21 protein-coding genes are annotated in these 19877 nt (G+C 72.6%); 10 read left to right on the top strand and 11 right to left on the bottom strand.

The window, feature by feature from the left end:
* Window positions 1-148: 148 nt before the first annotated feature.
* Window positions 149-1012, top strand: a complete 864-nt coding sequence (locus HZS56_RS20155; RefSeq protein WP_308408108.1) for a hypothetical protein — start codon at window positions 149-151, stop codon at window positions 1010-1012.
* Here the strand turns inward: HZS56_RS20155 and HZS56_RS20160 are convergent.
* From HZS56_RS20160 to HZS56_RS20180, 5 genes are all read right to left on the bottom strand, one after another.
* Complete coding sequence (locus tag HZS56_RS20160; protein ID WP_216722123.1) at window positions 993-2291, bottom strand: DUF6986 family protein; 1299 nt, start codon at window positions 2289-2291, stop codon at window positions 993-995. The two genes, HZS56_RS20155 and HZS56_RS20160, sit on opposite strands and share 20 nt — an antisense overlap.
* 179 nt (window positions 2292-2470) lie before the next feature.
* On the bottom strand, window positions 2471-3433 hold the full coding sequence (locus HZS56_RS20165) for an electron transfer flavoprotein subunit alpha/FixB family protein (RefSeq protein ID WP_216722124.1): 963 nt from the start codon (window positions 3431-3433) through the stop codon (window positions 2471-2473).
* A gap of 83 nt (window positions 3434-3516) precedes the next feature.
* On the bottom strand, window positions 3517-4305 hold the full coding sequence (locus tag HZS56_RS20170) for an electron transfer flavoprotein subunit beta/FixA family protein (RefSeq protein ID WP_216722125.1): 789 nt from the start codon (window positions 4303-4305) through the stop codon (window positions 3517-3519).
* Between the two features lie 219 nt (window positions 4306-4524).
* On the bottom strand, window positions 4525-5034 hold the full coding sequence (locus HZS56_RS20175) for a flavin reductase family protein (RefSeq protein WP_216722126.1): 510 nt from the start codon (window positions 5032-5034) through the stop codon (window positions 4525-4527).
* Window positions 5035-5251: 217 nt separating this feature from the next.
* A complete protein-coding gene (locus HZS56_RS20180) occupies window positions 5252-5599 on the bottom strand; it encodes a TlpA family protein disulfide reductase (protein ID WP_216722127.1) in 348 nt (115 codons plus the stop codon).
* A 320-nt stretch (window positions 5600-5919) separates the two neighbouring features.
* On the opposite strand from HZS56_RS20180, the gene HZS56_RS20185 reads away from it, so the two are divergent.
* Entirely contained in the window at window positions 5920-6648 is a 729-nt protein-coding gene (locus HZS56_RS20185; protein WP_216722128.1) for a lysophospholipid acyltransferase family protein, read from the top strand.
* Between the two features lie 10 nt (window positions 6649-6658).
* Here the strand turns inward: HZS56_RS20185 and HZS56_RS20190 are convergent, their stop codons facing one another.
* From HZS56_RS20190 to HZS56_RS20205, 4 genes are all read right to left on the bottom strand, one after another.
* Window positions 6659-7231, bottom strand: a complete 573-nt coding sequence (locus HZS56_RS20190; protein WP_216722129.1) for a transglutaminase domain-containing protein — start codon at window positions 7229-7231, stop codon at window positions 6659-6661.
* Between the two features lie 85 nt (window positions 7232-7316).
* Window positions 7317-8387, bottom strand: coding sequence for a threonine aldolase family protein (locus HZS56_RS20195; protein WP_216722130.1), 1071 nt, complete (start codon window positions 8385-8387; stop codon window positions 7317-7319).
* Window positions 8384-9130 (bottom strand): SDR family NAD(P)-dependent oxidoreductase, encoded by a 747-nt coding sequence (locus HZS56_RS20200; RefSeq protein WP_216722131.1) that lies wholly within the window; start codon window positions 9128-9130, stop codon window positions 8384-8386. The genes HZS56_RS20195 and HZS56_RS20200 overlap by 4 nt, the downstream gene beginning before the upstream one ends.
* Window positions 9131-9258: 128 nt before the next feature.
* Window positions 9259-10662 (bottom strand): DUF6421 family protein, encoded by a 1404-nt coding sequence (locus HZS56_RS20205; RefSeq protein WP_216722132.1) that lies wholly within the window; start codon window positions 10660-10662, stop codon window positions 9259-9261.
* Between the two features lie 227 nt (window positions 10663-10889).
* On the opposite strand from HZS56_RS20205, the gene HZS56_RS20210 reads away from it, so the two are divergent.
* Window positions 10890-11573 (top strand): glycerophosphodiester phosphodiesterase, encoded by a 684-nt coding sequence (locus tag HZS56_RS20210; RefSeq protein WP_216722133.1) that lies wholly within the window; start codon window positions 10890-10892, stop codon window positions 11571-11573.
* Between the two features lie 25 nt (window positions 11574-11598).
* On the opposite strand, the gene HZS56_RS20215 is transcribed toward HZS56_RS20210, so the two are convergent.
* Window positions 11599-12138, bottom strand: coding sequence for a GNAT family N-acetyltransferase (locus HZS56_RS20215; RefSeq protein WP_216722134.1), 540 nt, complete (start codon window positions 12136-12138; stop codon window positions 11599-11601).
* Between the two features lie 112 nt (window positions 12139-12250).
* On the opposite strand from HZS56_RS20215, the gene HZS56_RS20220 reads away from it, so the two are divergent.
* Both HZS56_RS20220 and HZS56_RS20225 read left to right on the top strand, forming a co-directional pair.
* On the top strand, window positions 12251-12643 hold the full coding sequence (locus HZS56_RS20220; RefSeq protein ID WP_216722135.1) for a VOC family protein: 393 nt from the start codon (window positions 12251-12253) through the stop codon (window positions 12641-12643).
* Between the two features lie 113 nt (window positions 12644-12756).
* On the top strand, window positions 12757-13521 hold the full coding sequence (locus HZS56_RS20225; RefSeq protein WP_216722136.1) for a VOC family protein: 765 nt from the start codon (window positions 12757-12759) through the stop codon (window positions 13519-13521).
* A 426-nt stretch (window positions 13522-13947) separates the two neighbouring features.
* Here HZS56_RS20225 and HZS56_RS20230 read toward each other — a convergent pair whose 3' ends face one another.
* Window positions 13948-14610: an IclR family transcriptional regulator gene (locus HZS56_RS20230; RefSeq protein ID WP_216722152.1), complete on the bottom strand. Its 663-nt coding sequence runs from the start codon at window positions 14608-14610 to the stop codon at window positions 13948-13950.
* A gap of 202 nt (window positions 14611-14812) precedes the next feature.
* On the opposite strand from HZS56_RS20230, the gene HZS56_RS20235 reads away from it, so the two are divergent.
* The 5 genes from HZS56_RS20235 (at window position 14813) to HZS56_RS20255 (ending at window position 19863) form a co-directional block, all read left to right on the top strand.
* Window positions 14813-15259, top strand: coding sequence for a nuclear transport factor 2 family protein (locus HZS56_RS20235; RefSeq protein WP_216722137.1), 447 nt, complete (start codon window positions 14813-14815; stop codon window positions 15257-15259).
* A gap of 76 nt (window positions 15260-15335) precedes the next feature.
* Window positions 15336-16187 (top strand): SDR family NAD(P)-dependent oxidoreductase, encoded by an 852-nt coding sequence (locus tag HZS56_RS20240; protein WP_216722138.1) that lies wholly within the window; start codon window positions 15336-15338, stop codon window positions 16185-16187.
* Window positions 16180-17055, top strand: a complete 876-nt coding sequence (locus HZS56_RS20245) for an SDR family NAD(P)-dependent oxidoreductase (RefSeq protein WP_253914550.1) — start codon at window positions 16180-16182, stop codon at window positions 17053-17055. The genes HZS56_RS20240 and HZS56_RS20245 overlap by 8 nt, the downstream gene beginning before the upstream one ends.
* A complete protein-coding gene (locus tag HZS56_RS20250) occupies window positions 17055-18470 on the top strand; it encodes an FAD-dependent oxidoreductase (protein WP_216722139.1) in 1416 nt (471 codons plus the stop codon). The genes HZS56_RS20245 and HZS56_RS20250 overlap by 1 nt, the downstream gene beginning before the upstream one ends.
* A 43-nt stretch (window positions 18471-18513) precedes the next feature.
* On the top strand, window positions 18514-19863 hold the full coding sequence (locus HZS56_RS20255; RefSeq protein ID WP_216722140.1) for an MFS transporter: 1350 nt from the start codon (window positions 18514-18516) through the stop codon (window positions 19861-19863).
* Window positions 19864-19877 lie beyond the last annotated feature (14 nt).

Genomic DNA, 19877 nt, shown 5'->3' on the forward strand with positions numbered 1-19877 from the left:
CGGGTCCCGGCGCACCGGAGTACGAGCGGTGCGCCGGGCCGTACGGGACGGCGGGCACGACGGCCGCCCGGACAGCGCCCCTCCGTCCGGGCGGCCACCGCACGGACGCCCGCCCACCGCGCCGCACACCCGCCGGGAGGAACACACCGTGCCGCAACCACTGGACCGTGACCGCGGCCCCGGGCGGCCGCCCGGCGGGGGCCGGACCCTGGAGGCGCTCGGTCTCGCCGGGGTGCCGCGGGAGGATCCGCTGCTGTACCCGGGCGCATGGCCGCGGGAGTCCGGGCTGCTGGACGGGGACCGGCTGCTGCCGCTGGAGGCGCGGGCACACGACGACGGGGGCGGCCGGGTCCCGGTGCTGGCCATCGGCTCCAACGCGAGTCCGGGCCAGCTGCGTCACAAGATGGCCGAGTTCGGGGTCGGCTCGCCGGTTCCCATGGTCAGGTCACGCGTCACCGGCCTCGACATCGGCGTCTCCGCGCACGTGAGCCGCATGGGTTACGTCTCCGCGTCGCCGGTGGCCGCCCCCGGCACCGTACGGGAGCTGTTCGTCCTGTGGCTCGACGCCGAGCAGCTCGCGGTGGTCGACGCCAGCGAGGGTGTCCCGATGGCGGGCGGCAACTTCGACCGCGCCTGGCTGCCCGCACCCGACGTACGGGTGGAGCCCGGTGACGGCTCGGTGCTGCGCGGCGCGTACGCGTACGTCAACCGCCACGGTGTCCTGCACGACGGCACCGGCACGCCCCGGCGGCACCCGGGGGAGCAGCGGCCCCTGATCACCGGGCTGCTGCGCGGGTCGGCCCGGCTGCGGGCGCTGTTCGGGACGACGCCCGAGGAGTTCTGCGCGCGGGCGCGGGCCGACCGGCGGCTGTGCGACCGGGGGACGCGGCTGTTCGCGGAGGAGGGGCGGGTGGCGCCGTCCGGTCTGGAGCGGTACGTCGGCCCGGGGCCGGACGATCCCTTCGCGGGCGCCCGGCCGCCGTCGGCGGGGCCTACCGGGCCGACGCCGTGAGGTCGCCGCGGCGCGGCGCGGAGAAGCCCTCGAGGTCGGCGCGGGTCAGGCCGGTCAGCCGGGCGACCTCTCCGATGCCGAGGGCGCCGCAGTCCAGGCCGCGCAGCAGGTAGCCGCCGAGGGCCTTGGCGGTGGCGGGCTCGTCCATGACGTCGCCGCCGGTGCGGTTCGCGTACCGCGCGAGTCGGGCGGCCGCCTGTTCGAAGCCCTCGCGGTAGAAGGCGAACACGGCCGCGTACCGGGTGGGCAGGTGGCCCGGGTGCATGTCCCAGCCCTGGTAGTAGGCGCGGGCGAGGGCGCGGCGGGTGAGTCCGTAGTGCAGTCGCCACGCGTCGTGGACCTTCTCGGTCGTACCGACCGGCAGGACGTTGGTGGAGCCGTCCGAGACCCGTACGCCGGTGCCGGCGGCGGCGACCTGCATGACCGCCTTGGCGTGGTCGGCGGCCGGGTGGTCGCTGGCCTGGTGGGCGGCGGAGACGCCGAGGCAGGCGCTGTAGTCGAAGGTGCCGTAGTGCAGGCCGGTGGCGCGGCCCTCGGCGGCCTGGATCATGCGGGCGACGGTGGCGGTGCCGTCGGTGGCGAGGATCGACTGGCTGGTCTCGATCTGGATCTCGAACCCGATCCGGCCGGCTTCCAGACCGCGCGCCTTCTCGAACGCCTCCAGGATCCGCACCATGGCGGTGACCTGCTCGGGGTACGTCACCTTCGGCAGGGTGAGGACGAGCCCGCCGGGCAGGCCGCCGGCCTCCATCAGGCCGCTGAGGTAGATGTCGAGCGTGCGGATGCCCCGGGCGCGTACCGGAGCCTCCATGCACTTCATGCGGATGCCCGTGCAGGGGGCCGCGGTGCCCCGCTCGTACGCCTCGGCGGTCAGCCGGGCCGCGCGGGCGGCGGCCTCGTCCTCCTCGGCGTCGGTGCGGCCCCCGTAGCCGTCCTCGAAGTCGATGCGCAGGTCCTCAACCGGTTCGCGCTCCAGCTTGGCGCGCACCCGGGCGTACACGGACTCGGCGAGGTCGTCGGTGAGCCCGAGGACGGCGGCGAAGGAGGCGGCGTCCGGGGCGTGTTCGTCGAGGGCCGCGAGGGCGCGGTCGCCCCAGGAACGGACGGTGCCGGCGGCGAGGACGTCGGCGGGGACGTAGACGGTGTGAACGGGCTGACGGGTGCCGGGGTCTCCGGGGTAGCGGCGCTCCAGCTCCGCGTCGACCGGTGCGAGGGAGGCGCTGATCTCCTCACCGACGGCACTCGCGAGGCTCGTCGCCACCTTCTCCTGCTGACCCATCCCAGACCCTCCTGATATCCACTTTTCCGCTTACCGGAATCATTTATCCGTAGAGCGAAGCTATCTGGCGACCCTTCACCGGTCAACACCACCCTGCGCGTACGCCGAGGCCCCCGCGGCGTCCGGGGACGGTCGCGGGGGCCTGGGTACGGGTCTCCGGCCGGGGCCGGTCCGGAGGTTCAGCCCTTGCGGGTCTTGACCTCCTCGGTCAGCTGGGGGACGACGTCGAAGAGGTCGCCGACGATGCCGTAGTCGACCAGTTCGAAGATCGGGGCCTCGGCGTCCTTGTTGATCGCCACGATCGTCTTCGAGGTCTGCATGCCCGCGCGGTGCTGGATCGCACCGGAGATGCCGGAGGCGATGTACAGCTGCGGGGAGACGGACTTGCCGGTCTGGCCGACCTGGTTGGTGTGCGGGTACCAGCCCGCGTCCACCGCGGCACGCGAGGCACCGACCGCCGCACCGAGCGAGTCGGCCAGCGCCTCGATGATCGCGAAGTTCTCCGCGCCGTTGACACCGCGGCCGCCGGAGACGACGATCGCGGCCTCGGTCAGCTCCGGACGGCCGGTCGACTCGCGCGGCGTGCGCGCGGTGACCTTCGTGCCGGTCGCGGCGGCGGAGAAGGTGACCGACAGGGCCTCGGCCGCACCGGCGGCCGGGGCGGCCTCCACGGCGGCGCTGTTGGGCTTGACCGTGATGACCGGGGTGCCCTTGGAGACGCGGGACCTGGTGGTGAAGGCGGCGGCGAACACCGACTGCGTGGCCACCGGACCCTCGTCACCGGCCTCCAGGTCGATGGCGTCGGTGATGATGCCGGAGCCGAGCCGCAGGGCGAGACGGGCGGCGATCTCCTTGCCCTCCGCGGAGGAGGGGACGAGCACGGCGGCCGGGGAGACCGCCTCGACGGCGGCCTGGAGGGCGTCGACCTTCGGCACGACCAGGTAGTCGGCGTACTCGGCGGCCTCGTGGGTGAGGACCTTCACCGCGCCGTGCTCGGCGAGGGCGGCGGCGGTGTCACCGGCACCGGCGCCCAGCGCGACGGCGACGGGCTCGCCGACCCTGCGGGCCAGCGTCAGCAGCTCCAGGGTCGGCTTGCGGACGGCACCGTCCACGTGGTCGACGTAGACGAGAACTTCAGCCATGGGACTTCTTCTCTCCTGCTTGCGAAAGATGAGGGGCGGTAGGGGCGGCGGGGCCTCGGACGAACTTCTGGCCCGCGAGGCTGTTACACGAACTTGCGCTCCGCGAGGAAGGCGGCGAGCTGCTTGCCGCCCTCGCCCTCGTCCTTGACGATCGTGCCCGCGGTGCGCGCGGGACGCTCCGCCGCCGAGTCGACCGCGGTCCAGGCGTTCTCCAGGCCGACCTCGTCCTCGTCGATCTCCAGGTCGGACAGGTCCCAGGACTCGACCGGCTTCTTCTTGGCCGCCATGATGCCCTTGAAGGAGGGGTAACGCGCCTCGCCCGACTGGTCGGTGACCGACACGACCGCGGGCAGGGAGGCCTCCAGCTGCTCGGTGGCGGAGTCGCCGTCACGGCGGCCCCTGACCGTGCCGCCCTCGACGGAGACCTCGGACAGCAGCGTCACCTGCGGCACGCCCAGGCGCTCGGCGAGCAGCGCGGGGACGACGCCCATGGTGCCGTCGGTGGAGGCCATGCCGGAGACGACCAGGTCGTAACCGGCCTTCTCGACCGCCTTGGCCAGCACCAGCGAGGTGCCGATCGCATCGGTGCCGTGCAGGTCGTCGTCCTCGACGTGGATCGCCTTGTCCGCGCCCATGGACAGCGCCTTGCGCAGGGCGTCCTTCGCGTCCTCGGGGCCCACCGTCAGGACGGTGATCTCCACGTCGTCGTCCGAATTCTCCGAGATCTGCAGCGCCTGCTCGACCGCGTACTCGTCCAGCTCGGAGAGCAGACCGTCCACGTCGTCCCGGTCGACGGTCAGGTCATCGGCGAAGTGCCGGTCGCCAGTGGCGTCGGGCACGTACTTCACAGTGACAACGATCCTCAAGCTCACGCCGGCTCTCCTACTGCGTCGACATTTCAGTGCTGCCTCTTGCAGGCAGCATAGGCGCCCCAAGCGGCCGATCCCGGGCGGGGCGACCTGCGTTCCACCCGCGATATTACTCGCCAGTACATCCAGTTCCTGCCCGCTGAGCAAGCGCTTTGAACTGTGACCTTCGCAACGCAGCGTAACCGGAACTCGACGCCCCCGCAGCGGCGGCCCCGGAGCCGGTCAGTCCCGCAGGCTCCGGTAACGGCCCTGGTGATAGAGGAGCGGGCTGCCGATCCCCGCGGAGTCGCCGGCGAGCACCTGGGCCACCACGATGCGGTGGTCCCCCGCGGGCACCCGGCCGACGACGCGGCAGACCAGCCACGCGAGGACGCCTTCGAGGACGGGCACCCCCTGCGGTCCCTCGCGCCACGCGGTGGGCGCGGCGAAGCGGTCGGCGCCGCTGCGGGCGAAGGTGGCCGCCAGCTCCTCCTGGTGCTCGCCGAGCAGATGGACTCCGACGTACTCGGCCGAGGACACCGCGGGCCAGCTGGAGGACCCGGTGCCGATGCCGAAGGAGAGCAGTGGCGGACTGGCCGAGACGGAGGCCAGTGACGTGGCCGTGAAGCCGGCCGGACCGCCGGCGCCGCACGCGGTGATGACGGCGACTCCCGCGGCGTGCCGCCGGAAGACGGACCGCAGCAGGTCGCCGGTGGCGCTCCGGGAGGCGGCGAGGTCGGGCGTGGCCGTCATACGGGGGATGTCCTCCTGTGTCGCGGTCGGGCCCGCAACGGCATGCGGGGCGCGGGGTGCGCAGGGGCGGGCCCGCGGCGCGGTGCGCGCATGCCGGAAGTGGCACCTCCGGCGCCTTCGGTCCAGCACCTCGGGTCCGGCGCTTTCGGTCCTCCAGTCAAAGGCCTGCACGGCCGCGGAAGCTGTGGAAGGCGCCTCATCCCCGGCGTGGCGCTGATCACACCGCCTCGCCCAGCGCGGCGATCACGTCCGCCTTGCGCGGCGGACCCACAGCACGCCGTACGACGCGGCCCGCAGCGTCGAGCACGAACACCGTCGGGGTCTTCAGCACGTCGAGGGCGCGCACGAGTTCCAGACGGGCCTCGGCATCGATCTCGACGTGGGCGACACCGGGGACCATGCCGGCCACCTCGCCCAGGACCGCCCGGGTGGCCCGGCAGGGGGCGCAGAAGGCGCTGGAGAACTGGACGAGCGTCGCCCGGGCACCCAGTGCCGCGCCGAGATCGGCCGCGCCGAGCCGTGTGCCGGTGCCCCCCGGCGGCCTGCCGTCACCCTGCCCGCGCACCGGCGCGCCTCCCGCTTCCGCCGCAACCGCGGCACTCGTTCACTCGCCTACTCGCCGGGCCTGCGTGCACCGCACGCCGTCGGAGGTCGGTCGTCCACAGGTGCAGCGTCCGCGCGGGACCGGAGATTCCCGTCCGGCCGACGTTTTTCGGCCGCACAACCGCCGGGCGAGTGATGAGGATCTCGCCGCGGACGGGCACCAAGGCTGGTACACCGGCCGTTCTTGGGGCACGATCTGCGACAAGCCGTAAACCTACGGCTGCGTAACTTTCGACTGGGAGCCTCCCTTCCCAGGCTGACAAGGAAGGGTCCGACCCGCCCATGGCAGAACTCGTCTACCGTCCGGTCATCGGTCTCGCCCGCACCATGTTCAAGGTGTGGGACCTCAAGATCGACTGCCGTGGGTCGGAGCACATCCCGCGCGAGGGCGGCGCCGTGCTGGTGAGCAACCACATCAGCTACCTGGACTTCATCTTCGACGGCCTGGCGGCCCTGCCGCAGAAGCGGCTGGTGCGCTTCATGGCGAAGGAGTCGGTCTTCCGGCACCGGATCTCGGGGCCGCTGATGCGCGGCATGAAGCACATCCCGGTGGACCGCAAACAGGGCGAGGCGGCCTATGCGCACGCCCTGGACTCGCTGAAGTCCGGTGAGATCGTCGGGGTCTTCCCGGAGGCGACCATCTCGGAGTCCTTCACGCTGAAGAGCTTCAAGTCGGGCGCGGCGCGACTCGCCCAGGAGGCGGGCGTGCCGCTGGTGCCGGTGGCACTGTGGGGCACGCAGCGCCTGTGGACCAAGGGTCACCCGCGCAACTTCAAGCGCAGCCACACGCCGGTCACCATCCGGGTCGGCGAGGCCGTCGAGGCCTCCCGCGAGCAGTACGCCGGTGCCATCACCCGCCGGCTGCGCGAGCGGGTGCAGGAACTGCTGGAGGCGGCGCAGCGCGCGTATCCGGTACGCCCGAAGGGAGCCGACGACACGTGGTGGATGCCGGCCCACCTCGGCGGCACGGCCCCGACGCCGGAACAGGTGCGGGCGGCCCAGGCGCACTGAGCCGGACACGTCAGAGCGCGACCGGGAGGGTCTCCCACAGCCGGGGCCGGTCGGCGGCCGCCTTGAGGGCGTCCAGCACGGCCGGATGCGGCGCCGCGTACAGGTCCGGACAGTCCGCCTCGCCCGCCCCGGGGTCCGGCGTGAAGGCGAGCCGCTCCCGCCCCAGGGAGAACCGGGCGTTCACGCCGGGCTTGTTGCCCCGCGGATCCTGCCGGTGCCACGCGCCGCCGAACCGTACGGCCACGAGCCCGTGCACCACGTCGAACCGCTGGTAGCACAGCGCGGTGGGAATGTCCTCGGCCCGCAGCAGCGCGGCCAGCGCGTGGGCCTTGGCGTAGCAGATCCCCGTGCGCTGCCGAAGGACGTCGGAGGCCCGCCAGGTGACCCGCGGGTCACCGGAGTCCTGCGAGTGCGGGATGGTGTCGCGCACGAAGTCGAAGGCCAGCCTCGCATAGGCATACGAGTCCTCCGCCTCCTGCGCGAGCCGGCCGGCCACCTCCCGCACGTAGGGGTGGTGGTGGTCGATGACCTCGTCGGCGGCCAGGTAGGCGGACAGGTCGGGGTCTTTCTGGATCAGCTCCATGCCCGCAGAGCATAGAAAAGCGATCACCCGAGAGTCAATGACTTTTCAGGTGACCGCATATCTATGCATGGCGAGAATGCGCCTGTCAGCGCGCCGTTTCCTCCTTGAGCGCCGCCACGAACGCGTCGACGTCGTCCTCGGTGGTGTCGAAGGCGCACATCCAGCGGACGTCGCCGGCGGCCTCGTCCCAGAAGTAGAAGCGGAAGCGCTTCTGCAGGCGCTCGCCCACGTCGTGCGGCAGGCGGGCGAAGACCGCGTTGGCCTGCACCGGGTGGAGGATCTCCACGCCGTGCACGGCACGCACGCCCTCGGCCAGGCGCCGGGCCATCTCGTTGGAGTGCCGGGCGTTGCGCAGCCACAGGTCCCTGGCGAGCAGCGCCTCCAGTTGCACGGACACGAAGCGCATCTTGGAGGCGAGCTGCATGGACAGCTTGCGCAGGTGCTTCATGTGCCGCACCGCGTCCTGGTTCAGGACCACGACCGCCTCGCCGTACAGGGCCCCGTTCTTGGTGCCGCCGAGGGAGAGCAGGTCGACGCCGACCGCGTTGGTGAACGTGCGCATGGGCACGTCCAGGGAGGCGGCGGCGTTGGCTATCCGGGAGCCGTCCAGGTGCACCTTCATGCCGTGCGCGTGGGCGTGCTCGCAGATCGCACGGATCTCGTCCGGCGTGTAGAGGGTGCCGAGCTCGGTGCTCTGGGTGATCGAGACGACCTGCGGCATCGCACGGTGCTCGTCGTCCCAGCCGTACGCCTGCCGGTCGATCAGGTCGGGCGTGAGCTTGCCGTCGGGGGTGGGCACGGTGAGCAGTTTGAGGCCGCCCATCCGCTCGGGTGCGCCGCCCTCGTCGACGTTGATGTGCGCGCTCTCGGCGCAGACCACCGCGCCCCAGCGGTCGGTGACCGCCTGGAGCGCGACGACGTTGGCGCCGGTGCCGTTGAACACCGGGAACGCCTCGGCGCCCGCGCCGAAGTGGCTGCGGATCACCCGCTGGAGGTTCTCCGTGTACTCGTCCTCGCCGTAGGCGATCTGGTGCCCGCCGTTGGCCAGGGCCAGGGCGGCGAGCACCTCGGGGTGCGCGCCGGCGTAGTTGTCACTGGCGAAACCGCGGACCTCGGGGTCGTGGTGGCGACGTGCGTCGGTCTTCGGTGGGTTCACGGCTTCTCGGTCAGCCACAGGCGGTTTCCGTTCACTTCCGCGGCGGGCTGGTCCCAGACTCCGGCGACGGCCTCGGCGAGGTCACGCACGTCCGTGAAGCCCGCGAACTTCGCGTTGGGGCGCTCGGCGCGCATCGCGTCGTGCACCAACGCCTTGACCACCAGGATCGCAGCCGCCGACGTCGGTCCCTGCTCGCCCCCCGCCTTGCGGAAGTAGTCCGCCATCGCGAGCGTCCACGCCTCGGCCGCGGCCTTGGCGGCCGAGTAGGCGGCGTTGCCCGCGGTGGGCCTGCTCGCGCCCGCCGCGCTGATCAGGACGTAGCGGCCGCGGTCGCTGCGCTGAAGCACCTCGTGGAAGGCGAGCGAGGTGTGCTGCACGGTGCGGACGAGCAGCCTCTCCAGGAGGTCCCAGTCGCCGAGGTCGGTCTTGGTGAAGGTCTGGCTGCCGCGCCAGCCGCCGACGAGGTGGACCATGCCGTCGACCCGGCCGAACTCCTCCTCGGTGCGGTCGGCCCAGGCCCGGGTGGAGTCGAGGTCGAGCAGGTCGACGGTCTCGCCGGTGACGGTGGCGCCGCCGTGCGCGTAGCGCGCCGCGTCGACCGCCTCCGCCAGCCGCTCCGGGTCGTTGTCCGCGCCGACCACGGTCGCGCCCGCCTCGGCGAGCCGCAGCAGTGCCGCCCGTCCGGCGGGGCCGCCCGCTCCCGCCACCGCGATCACCGCGCCGTCCAGCGCCCCGTTCCCCATGGTCCTCGCCTCCCGGGCCGGCCGACTCCACTGAGCCTGCCGCGCCTGCGTCCGTCGTGTCTGTGTCTGTGTCTGTGTCTGTCGAGCCTGTGTCTGTCGTGCGCGTGTGTGCCCGCCGTCGCCGTCGCTCACGCGGCGGCCCGCTCGGGGCCGTCCGCGGTTCCGGTGATGCCGCGGGTCGAGGCGATCACCTTCTTGAGCTTCTTGGAAAGGGCCTCGTAGAACATGCTCAGGGGAAACTCGTCCGGAAGCACGTCGTCGACCAGTTTGCGCGGCGGCAGGGTCAGGTCCAGGGCGTCGGGACCCTTGGCCCACTTCGAGCCGGGGTGCGGGGCGAGGTAGGTGGAGACCAGCTCGTAGCCGGCGAACCAGTGGACGATCTTCGGGCGGTCGATGCCGTCGCGGTAGAGCTTCTCGATCTCCGCGCACAGCTGGTTGGTGACCTGCGGGGCGCGCTCCCAGTCGAGGTGGAGCTTGTTGTCGGTCCAGCGGACGACGTCGTGCTGGTGCAGGTAGGCGAAGAGGAGCTGGCCGCCGAGGCCGTCGTAGTTGCGCACGCGCTCACCGGTGACCGGGAAGCGGAACATGCGGTCGAAGAGCACCGCGTACTGCACGTCGCGGGCCTGCGGGACGCCGTCCGCCGCCAGCTTCACGGCCTCCTTGAAGGCGGTGAGGTCGCAGCGCAGTTCCTCCAGGCCGTACATCCAGAACGGCTGGCGCTGCTTGATCATGAAGGGGTCGAACGGCAGGTCGCCGTGGCTGTGGGTGCGGTCGTGCACCATGTCCCACAGCACGAAGGCCTCCTGGCAGCGCTTCTGGTCCTCGACCATGGCGGCGACGTCCTCGGGCAGCTCGACGCCGAGGACGTCCACGGCGGCCTCGGTGACGCGGCGGAAGCGGGCGGCCTCGCGGTCGCAGAAGATGCCGCCCCAGGAGAAGCGCTCGGGCGCCTCGCGCACGGCGATGGTCTCCGGGAAGAGGACGGCGGAGTTGGTGTCGTAGCCCGCGGTGAAGTCCTCGAACGTGATGCCGCAGAACATCGGGTTGTCGTAGCGGGTGCGCTCGAGTTCGGCCAGCCAGTCGGGCCAGACCATGCGCAGCACGACCGCTTCGAGGTTGCGGTCCGGGTTGCCGTTCTGCGTGTACATCGGGAAGACGACCAGGTGCTGCAGGCCGTCCGCCCGGTGCGCGGCGGGCTGGAAGGCCAGCAGCGAGTCGAGGAAGTCGGGCACCTGGAAGCCGCCGTCGGCCCAGCGGCCGAGGTCGGTGACGAGGGCGTCGTGGTAGGCGCGGTCGTGCGGCAGGAGCGGGGACAGCTCGCGCACGGCCTCGGTGACCCCGCGCACGGCGTCCTCGGCGGCGGCCCGCTCGGGGGCGCCCTCGGCGTCGAAGTCGATCGACCCGTCCTTGGACTGCCACGGCCGGATCCGCTCCACGGCATCCTTGAGGACGGGCCACGCCGGGTGCTCCACCACCCTGCTCGCAGGAGGAACATTCCCCTCCGCACCCACCTGCACAAGAATTTCCGTCATGTCCCACCCTCCACGGGAGAAGCTTGCGTCGTCACACCGTAGGCATACGAGGTTCCTCCAATCAAGGCAGGTATCCGTAAATTATCCTGCCTCACCCCACCTCTTGCCGCATTTTTTCCTGCCGATCGCCGGATTCGTATACCCGGCGCGGCACGGGGGAAACGGTCCGGCAGGGCCGTTAGGCTGCCGCCCTGCCCACGCCGACGTCGACGGAAGCGAGTCGAGCCTTGAACTTCCTCACCATCGGTCACCGCGGAGCGATGGGTGTCGAACCCGAGAACACCCTGCGTTCCTTCGTCGCCGCCGAGCAGGCCGGCCTCGACGTCGTCGAGCTGGACCTGCATCTGAGCAAGGACGGCGCGCTCGTCGTCATGCACGACACGGCCGTGGACCGCACCACGGACGGCACGGGCGCGATCGCCGACAAGACGCTCGAGGAACTGCGCGTGCTGGACGCGGGCCGCGGGGAACGGATCCCCGTCTTCGAGGAGGTGCTCGACGCCGTCTCGGTGCCGCTGCAGGCCGAGATCAAGGACGCGGCGGCCGCGCGGACGCTGGCCGAGGTCATGCTCCGCCGGGACCTGGCCGAGCGCGTCGAGGTGATCTCGTTCCACGACGAGGCCGTCGTGGAGATCGCCCGGCTGGTGCCCGGGGTGCGCACCGCGCTGGTCGCGCAGTACTACGGCACGGAGGTCGTGGACCGGGCGGTGGCGGCCGGTGCCGGGACCCTGTGTCTCGACATCAACCGGGTCACGCTGGAGATCGTGCAACTGGCCCGCAAGGCGGGGCTCCGGGTCTTCTGCTGGACCGTGAACACCCAGGACCACCTGCGGCTGGTGCGCGCCCTCGGTCTCGACGGCGCGACGACCGACTACCCGGAGATCAAACGTACCGGCCGCTTCACCGCCTGAACCGCGGTGGCTTCGCGGGCCGGGCTCACCCCAGCGGCTTGACCAGCAGCTCGAACCGGAGGTCGTCCCGCTGCGGGATGCCGAAACGCTCGTCGCCGTACGGGAAGGGGATCGTCTCTCCCGTACGGCGGTAGCCGCGGCGTTCGTACCAGGCGATGAGGTCCTCGCGCACGGAGATCACGGTCATGTGCATCTCCTCGGCGCCCCAGGTCGTGCGGGCCTGCCGTTCGGCCTCCGCGATGACCGTCTTGCCCAGGCCCGCGCCCTGGAGCGCCGGGCTGACGGCGAACATCCCGAAGTAGGCGTGCGGGCCGCGGTGCTCCAGCTGGCAGCAGGCCACCAGCCGGCCGTCCCGCTCCACGGCGAGCAGGCGGCTGTCCGCCGCCTCGACGACCTCCAGCACCCCCCGGGGGTCCGTGCGCTGCCCGTGGAGGATGTCCGCCTCGGTGGTCCACCCGGCCCGGCTGGAGTCCCCGCGGTACGCGGACTCTATGAGCGCGACGATCCCGTCCACGTCGGCGCCGGTGGCGTCGCGGTAGGTCAGCGGGCTGGCGGCGGTGTCCATGGAGGCGTCTCCGGTTCGTCCTCGGGCGCGGGCACCGATGAGCCTAGCGCCGCGGCCGGGTCCCGTCGGGGTCGGGCCGCGTGGTGGCCGGGCCCCGTTAGGGTCGGGACGCATGGTGCACGTACTCAGCAGCCGGATCCTGCTCCGCCCCACCGACCCCGACCGTTCCCGCGCCTTCTACGGCGATCAGCTCGGCCTCGCCGTGCACCGGGAGTTCGGCACCGGGCCCGAGCGGGGCACCGTCTACTTCCTCGGCGGCGGGTTCCTGGAGGTCTCCGGCCGCTCGGAGACCCCGGCCTCCCCCGCGCTCCAGGTGTGGCTCCAGGTCGAGGACGCCGCGGCGGCCCACGACGAACTGCGCGCCAGGGGTGTCGAGATCGTCCGGCCGCCGGTCCAGGAGCCGTGGGGGCTGGTCGAGATGTGGATCGCGGACCCGGACGGTACGCGGATCGTCCTGGTGGAGGTGCCCGCGGAGCATCCGCTGCGCTACCGGCCGGGAATCTGAGAGGCCTCGGGCGCCACCGTGGCCGTCCGCGCCGGATGGCCGCCTCCCGCACCCGGCCTTAGCGTGCTGGAGGGGGACGGACGGTCTGCGGCCCGGCGGAAGGACGCCCCACGATGAAGCTCCACGAACCGGTGACCGGCGGCCCCTGCTGGGCGGAGCTGGGGACCACCGACCTGGGCGGGGCCCGGCGCTTCTACACCAAGCTGTTCGGCTGGCGCCCCGAGACGGACCCGCGGCAGCAGGCGGGCGGCTACACGATCGCGCACGTCGGCGGTGCGGCCGTCGCCGCCCTGACGCCGCTGTACCAGCGAGAGCAGCCGGTCGCGTGGAACGTGTCGTTCACCGTGGGCGACGCGGACGCCGCCGTGCGGCAGGTGACCGCGGCCGGCGGGACGGTGCCGCAGGGGCCCGCGGACGTCTTCGAGGCGGGCCGCTTCGCGGTGGCCGTCGATCCCACCGGCGCGCTGTTCCAGTTGTGGCAGCCGGGCACCTTCCCCGGCGCCGGGCTGTTCAACGCGCCCGGCTCGCTGGGCTGGGTGGAGCTGCTGACCCGTGAACCCGAACGGGCCGCCGACTTCTACACCACGGTGTTCGGCTGGAACGTCGACGTCTCGGCGCGCTACCCGCAGTGGAGGGTCGGCGACGCGGACTTCGGCGGCATGGTGACGATGGACGACAAGTTCCCGCACGAGGTACCGGCGCACTGGCTGCCGTACTTCGCGGTGGCGGACGTGAACACCGCGGCGGTGGACACGACCGACGCCGGAGGGACGGTGCTCATGGAGCCCACCTCGGTCCCCGACGGGCCCCGCCTCGCGGTCCTGCGCGACCCGCAGGGCGCGATGTTCGGCGTGTACCGGGCGGGCGGGGAGCGCTGAGCCGCCCGGGGGCCGCTCCGGGCCGGCCGGGTGCTCCCGCGACGGCGGTGTGCGGGTCGTCCGGGCGGCCGGTTACGGGGCAGGCCGGACCTTGGGCGGCCGCCCTGCCCCGGTGCGGTCGCGGGCCGTCGGGCGGAGGGCACCCGACAGGTCGGCGAGCACGAGGGTGACCGGGGAGCGCGTGCGGACACCAGGGCCGGGCCGGAGGGCCTCGGCCACCTCACCGGCGGCGTTCCCGGGCCGGTGACACGCGCTCCTTGCGGGCCGTCCGTCCGGCATCCCGTGTCCGGGCTCCCATGGGACGGACACATGGGCGCGTCGTCCGGCGGCAGCTTCGCGCCCCCTCCCTCCGCTGCCGCGCCATCCGCACGAACGTACGGGGACGTGCGCGGACGTGCGCGACGTGTGAACGCGCGGTCCCGCCCGTCAGTCGAGCAGCTCCCCCAGCCGGGAGGCGGCGGCGGCCACGGTGGTGCCCAGGTCGTCGAGGTCCGTCTGCTCGAAGACCGAGATGCCGATGCTGGTCGTCGCCTCGCCGCCGCGGCCGGGCACGGCGGCGGAGATGCCGGTGACGGCCGGGATCACCTCGCCCATGGTCACGGCGTACCCCCGGGCCCGGGCCTCGGTGACCTCGGGGCGCTCACCCTCGCGGTGCGGGCCGTGGGCGAGCAGGGCGAGGCCGCCGGAGCCCTGCTCGACGGAGTGGGTGTGCCCGGGGCGGAAGGAGACGTGGACGCGGGCCCCGCGCGGCTCCACGACCATGAGGGCCCGCATCTCGGTGGCGCCCTCCCGGACCATGAGGTGCGCGGTGGCGCGGGTGGTCTCGGCGAGGTCGTCCAGGACGGGGCGGGCGAGGGCCCGGAGGTCCTGCTGGACGGGTTCGGCGAGGGTGACCAGGCCCGTGCCCAGGACGATGCGGCGCTGGTGGTCGCGGCGGCAGAGCTGGTGCGCCTCCAGGGTGCGCACCAGACGGTGGGCGACCGTGCGGTGCACGCCCACGGCGTCCGCCACCTCGCTGACGGTCAGCCCCCGCGGGTGCTCGGAGAGGACTCTGAGGATCAGCAGCCCGTGGTGGAGCGTCTTGGACATCCCGGCGTCGAGCTCGGGGACCGGCCGGGCCGGTGCTGGTGAGTTCACGAATCCATCCCTTGACGGGTTTCAGCCACGCTGCCTATGCTCCCATTATTCGCACAGTGAGTGCGATTATCGCACAACATTGAGGTGTGCGACAACCCCTCCGACCGCTCGGGACAGCGGTTGTCCGGGGACCACGAGCCGAAGGGACGCACGCATGGACTCCAGCGCGCCCGCGTTCTTGGCCGGTGCGGCACTGGCCGAGATCCACCACCTGTACGCCCTGCAGAGCCATCTCATCGACGGCGGACACGCCGCGGAGTGGGCCACGACCTTCACCGCGGACGGCACCTTCGACTCCCCCACCTACCCGGAGCCGGTGGCCGGCGCGGGCGCCCTCACCGCGTTCGCCGAGCGGTTCGCCGCCGGCTGCGCCGCCGACGGCGTGGTCCGCCGGCACGTGGTCTCGAACGTGGCCGTGACCGGCGGCGACGGCGAGGGAGCGGTGCGGGTCGCGGCGTATCTGCAGATCGTCGCGACCCCGCCGGGCGGATCCCCGCGCATCGAGCGGTTCACCACCCTCTCCGACCGGGTGGTGCGCGACGGCGACGGCTGGCGGGTCGCCGCCCGCACCGTACGCCGCGACGACGCCCCCGGCGCCTGAGCGGGCCCCCTCCCCCTCGCCCGTCGACGGCACCTCACCACAACGGCACTTCAACGACGAAGGAACGGATCCCCCCATGAGCGACACCGCATACCCGCCGGTCACCGGCGCCGAAGGTCCCGGCCGGGTCGTCGGCCGGCGGCCCGCCGCCGTCCACCCCGAGCTGGCGGGCACCACCGCCGTCGTCACCGGCGCCGCCCGCGGCATGGGCGCCGTCTTCAGCGAGGGCCTGGCCCTGCGCGGGGTCAACGTCGTCGCCGCCGACATCGACCTCGTCGCGATGAAGGAGACCGCCGAGACCATCAACGCCGGGCGGGACGCCCTGCCCGCCGACGGCACCCGGGGCCGGGTCGTACCGGCCGCGGTGGACGTGGTGGACCCGGCCGGGCACGAAGAGCTGGCGCGGCTGGCGCACGCCGAGTTCGGCCGCCTGGACCACTGGGTCAACAACGCCGGCATCTTCCCGCACTCCTTCGTGCGGGACATCTCGCCGGAGCAGATCGACGCCGTGCTGAAGGTGAACGTGCAGGGCGTGCTGTTCGGTTCGCAGGCCGCCGCCCGGCACATGCGGCCCGGCGGCTCCATCGTGAACATGTCGTCGGTCTCGGCCGTCCGGGTGCGCAAGGGCCGCGGTGCGTACTGCGCCTCCAAGGCGTCGGTCGCCCACCTCACCGAGTCGCTCGCCGTGGAACTCGGCGACGAGGGCCTGCGCGTCAACTCCATCGCGCCCGGCTACATCGACACCGAGATGACCCGGTGGGTGCAGGAGGACCCGGCGGCCCTGCGGCACGCGCTGGACAGCGTGCCGCTGCACCGGCTGGGCTCGCCGCAGGAGGTGCTCGGCGTGCTGCTGTTCCTGCTCTCCGACAGCGCGCGCTACGTGACCGGGCACAGCATCGCGGTGGACGGCGGCTCGCGTCATGTCTGACGCCCACGGACAGGAGATCGTGCCCGGCGACCGCCGGGAGGAGGCCGTCTCCGGCACCGACCGGGAGCACCCCGGGTCCGGCGCCCACCGGGAGACGGTGCGCTACCCGTCCGTCGTCGTGGTCACCGGGGCCGCCGCCGGCATGGGCGCCGAGCACGCCCGTGCCCTTGCCCGGCGCGGTGTCCACGTCCACCTCGCCGACGTGGCCGACACCGCGCCCGTGGTGCGGGACATCACCGGGGCGGGCGGCCGGGCCACCGGGCACCTCCTCGACGTCACCGACCCGGGCGGCTGGCGCACGCTCGTGGAAGCCGTCCGGGAGTCGGACGGCCGCCTCGACGGACTGGTCAACAACGCCGGCGTCTCACGGCGGCTGCGGTTCATGGACACCACCGAGGAGGTCTGGGACCGGGTCCTGCGGATCAATCTCCACGGTCCCTTCCACGGCATCCGCGCCTGCGCGCCGCTGATGCGCGACAGCGGTGGCGGATCGGTCGTCAACATCTCGTCGGTCTCCGGGCAGATCGGCTACTTCTCCCCGTCGTACTCGGCGAGCAAGTGGGGCCTGACCGGCCTGTCGAAGTCCGCCGCGGGGGAGCTGGCCGCCTGGGGCATCCGGGTCAACTCGCTCCATCCGGGGCTGGTCGGCACGGGACTGCTGGCCGGTTCGGACGGCTTCGTGGAGTCGGCCCGGCGCAGCATCCCGGCCGGACGTCTCGGTGAGGTCGGCGAGGTGACGGACGCGGTGCTCTTCCTGCTGTCCGACCGCAGCTCGTACATGACCGGCACCGAGGTCACCCTCGACGGCGGACTGGTCTCCAACGGGCTGTACCACCGCATCCTCGACGACGCCGAAGGAGCACTGTGATGACCGACCTCGACGCACTGGACGTGATCGTGGTGGGCGGCGGCGGGGCCGGTCTGGCCGCCGCGGTCAGCGCCGCCGAACAGGGCGCCCAGGTGCTGCTCTTCGAGTCCGAACGCGAACTGGGCGGCTCCACGCAGCTCTCCGCGGGCCTGTTCACCGCGGCCGGCACCAGCGTCCAGCGCGGCCTGGGCATCGAGGACACCGCCGGCCGGCACTTCCAGCACTACATGGACCTCAACCAGTGGCTGCTCAAGCCCGGTCTGGTCAGGGCCTTCTGCGCGGCGGCCGGTCCCACCCTGGAGTGGATGCTGGGCCTCGGCCTGGACGTCCCGGCGGCCGTGTCGCCCGACGCGCACACACCGGGCCTGTGCCGGGCCGGGGTGGAGGACGTCTGGCGCGGCCACGTACCGCGCGACCAGGGGTACGGACTCGTGCAGGTCCTCGACCGGGCCCGGCGCGGACGCGGCGTCGAGGCGGTGCTCAACACCCGCGTCGAGCGGCTGCTGTTCGAGGAGGGACGGGTCGCGGGCGTGGTCGCCGACGGCATCGAGGTCCGGGCAGGGGCGGTCGTCGTCGCCAGTGGCGGCTTCGCGCAGGACCCCGGGCTGCTCGACCGATACTACCCCGAGGCGCGGCAGGCGGGCGACTCGCTGTTCGTGGTGGCGGCTCCCGGCAGCCGCGGCGACCACTTCGCCTTCGCCGAGCAGACCGGCGCCGCACTCACCGGGCACGGCTGGGGCCTGATGCTGCCGACCGCGTACTTCCAGCGCCACCACCACTGGCAGGCCGGGTTCCCGCCGAAGTCCCGGGTGTACGTCAACGGGACCGGCCGGCGCTTCATGGACGAGGACGCCTCCTACGCGGTCTCCACCGGCATCATCCTGGCCCAGGACGGGCCGGTGTGGGCGGTGTTCGACGAGAAGGCCCGGCTGGGTCTGCCGGCCGGGTACGCCGACTGGACGCCCGAACGCGTCGCCGAGGAGGTGCGCGCCGGACGGACACTGAGCGCCGGCACCCTCTCCGGACTGGCCGCCGCCATGGACGTACCGCCCGAGGCGCTGACGGCCACCGTCGCCCGCTGGAACGCGCAGCTCGCCGGGGAGGGCACGGACCCCGACTTCCTGCGCGAGGACTCGCTCGCCGCGAAGGGGTCGCCGCAGCCGCCCGCACCGCTCGACGCCGGGCCGTACTACGCGGCACGGGTGCTGCCGGCGGAGCTGGTGTGCACGCACACCGGGCTGGAGATCGACCACGACGCGGCCGTACTGGACCGCACCGGAACCCCCGTACCCGGGCTGTTCGCCGCCGGTGAGGCCGGCGGCGGTGTGCTCGGCATGCGCTACGTCGGCGGCGGCAACGCCGTCGCCAACGCCCTCACCATGGGGCGCGTCGCCGGCCGCAACGCGGCCCGCTGACCCTCTCACCTCCCTTCTCCCCCTCTTCCCCTCAGGAGCCGTCATGGGAGCGCACCTCGACGCCGAGGACACCGCAGCCCTGGGCAGCAGAGTCACCCGGAAGGTCACGTACCGGATCTTCCCCATCGTGGGCCTGTTGTACGTGTTCAACTACATGGACCGGTCCAACATCAGTTACGCCCAGCTCGGGATGGAGCAGGAACTGGGCATCACGACGGCCACGTTCGGCGCCGTCGCGGCCATCTTCTTCCTGGCCTACGTGGTGCTGGAGATCCCCAGCAACATGATGCTGAAGAAGGTCGGGGCCCGGCTGTGGCTGGCCCGGATCGCCATCAGCTGGGGTCTGGTGACCGTGGTCACCGGGTTCGTGGAGAGCGTCACCCACCTGTACGTCGCGCGGATCGCGCTGGGCATCGCGGAGGCCGGGCTCTTCCCGGGTCTGCTGCTGTATCTGACGTTCTGGTACCGGGGCCGGGAGCGCGGCCGGGCCATCGCGATGATGGCGCTCGCGCAGCCCGTCGCGATGGTCCTCGGCTCCCTCACCGGCGGCTGGATCCTCGACCACGTGCACTGGGCCGACCTGAGCGGCTGGCGCTGGGTGTTCATCCTCCAGGGCGCGCCCGCGATCCTGATCGGCCTGGTCACCCTGGTGTGGCTGCCCGACCGGCCGTCGGACGCCCGGTTCCTGACGCCGGCCGAGAGCCGCTGGCTGGAGTCGGAGATCGACAAGGAGTACACGGACGGGCCCGGTCACAAGGAGACCGTCCGCGACCAGCTGGCTGCGCTGAAGAACCGCAAGGTGCTCTACCTGGCCTTCGCCAACTTCTTCGCGGCGTGCGGCCTGTACGGCTTCACCTTCTTCGTGCCGAAGATCGTCCAGCAGCTCGACCCGTCGTACTCGGCCACCAACATCGGTGTGCTCGGCACCATCCCGTACCTGGTGGGTGCGGCCGGCATGCTGCTGGTGGCGCGGAACTCCGACCGCACGGGGGAACGCCGCCTCCATGTCATCGGCCTGATGCTGCTCGGTGCGGTCGGCCTGTTCGGCACCATCGTCTTCCGGCACGACCCGGTGCCGGCGATGATCTGCCTGTCGCTGGTGGCGATCGGCGTGCTCGGCTACATGGCGCCGTACTGGGCGCTGGCCGCACGGGTGCTGCCGCGCGAGCAGACCGCGGTGGGCCTGGCCGGCATCAACTCCATCGCCGCGCTGGGCGGTTTCTTCAGCCCGTACATCATCGGCCAGAACGCCACCGCCGACGACGTCACCGTCGGCCTGTACTTCCCCATCGTCTGCCTCGTGGTGTGCGCCGGGATGCTCGCCCTCCTGAAGGTGCCGCGTGACCGGCAGCCCGCCGAGGCTCCCGCCACGGCCACCACAGCGGGCGTCTGACCAGCTCACCCGCC

This window comes from Streptomyces mayonensis (assembly GCF_018982965.1).
Classification (GTDB): Bacteria; Actinomycetota; Actinomycetes; order Streptomycetales; family Streptomycetaceae; genus Streptomyces; species Streptomyces mayonensis.

Excerpts from the sequence above, each read along its gene's own strand:
- HZS56_RS20165 (WP_216722124.1), bottom strand. The coding sequence starts at position 3,433 with ATGGCTGAAGTTCTCGTCTACGTCGACCACGTGGACGGTGCCGTCCGC.
- HZS56_RS20230 (WP_216722152.1), bottom strand. The coding sequence starts at position 14,610 with ATGTCCAAGACGCTCCACCACGGGCTGCTGATCCTCAGAGTCCTCTCC.
- HZS56_RS20240 (WP_216722138.1), top strand. The coding sequence starts at position 15,336 with ATGAGCGACACCGCATACCCGCCGGTCACCGGCGCCGAAGGTCCCGGC.
- HZS56_RS20160 (WP_216722123.1), bottom strand. The coding sequence starts at position 2,291 with ATGGGTCAGCAGGAGAAGGTGGCGACGAGCCTCGCGAGTGCCGTCGGT.
- HZS56_RS20175 (WP_216722126.1), bottom strand. The coding sequence starts at position 5,034 with ATGACGGCCACGCCCGACCTCGCCGCCTCCCGGAGCGCCACCGGCGAC.
- HZS56_RS20220 (WP_216722135.1), top strand. The coding sequence starts at position 12,251 with ATGGTGCACGTACTCAGCAGCCGGATCCTGCTCCGCCCCACCGACCCC.
- HZS56_RS20190 (WP_216722129.1), bottom strand. The coding sequence starts at position 7,231 with ATGGAGCTGATCCAGAAAGACCCCGACCTGTCCGCCTACCTGGCCGCC.
- HZS56_RS20215 (WP_216722134.1), bottom strand. The coding sequence starts at position 12,138 with ATGGACACCGCCGCCAGCCCGCTGACCTACCGCGACGCCACCGGCGCC.
- HZS56_RS20225 (WP_216722136.1), top strand. The coding sequence starts at position 12,757 with ATGAAGCTCCACGAACCGGTGACCGGCGGCCCCTGCTGGGCGGAGCTG.
- HZS56_RS20205 (WP_216722132.1), bottom strand. The coding sequence starts at position 10,662 with ATGACGGAAATTCTTGTGCAGGTGGGTGCGGAGGGGAATGTTCCTCCT.
- HZS56_RS20235 (WP_216722137.1), top strand. The coding sequence starts at position 14,813 with ATGGACTCCAGCGCGCCCGCGTTCTTGGCCGGTGCGGCACTGGCCGAG.
- HZS56_RS20250 (WP_216722139.1), top strand. The coding sequence starts at position 17,055 with ATGACCGACCTCGACGCACTGGACGTGATCGTGGTGGGCGGCGGCGGG.
- HZS56_RS20185 (WP_216722128.1), top strand. The coding sequence starts at position 5,920 with ATGGCAGAACTCGTCTACCGTCCGGTCATCGGTCTCGCCCGCACCATG.
- HZS56_RS20200 (WP_216722131.1), bottom strand. The coding sequence starts at position 9,130 with ATGGGGAACGGGGCGCTGGACGGCGCGGTGATCGCGGTGGCGGGAGCG.
- HZS56_RS20245 (WP_253914550.1), top strand. The coding sequence starts at position 16,180 with ATGTCTGACGCCCACGGACAGGAGATCGTGCCCGGCGACCGCCGGGAG.
- HZS56_RS20255 (WP_216722140.1), top strand. The coding sequence starts at position 18,514 with ATGGGAGCGCACCTCGACGCCGAGGACACCGCAGCCCTGGGCAGCAGA.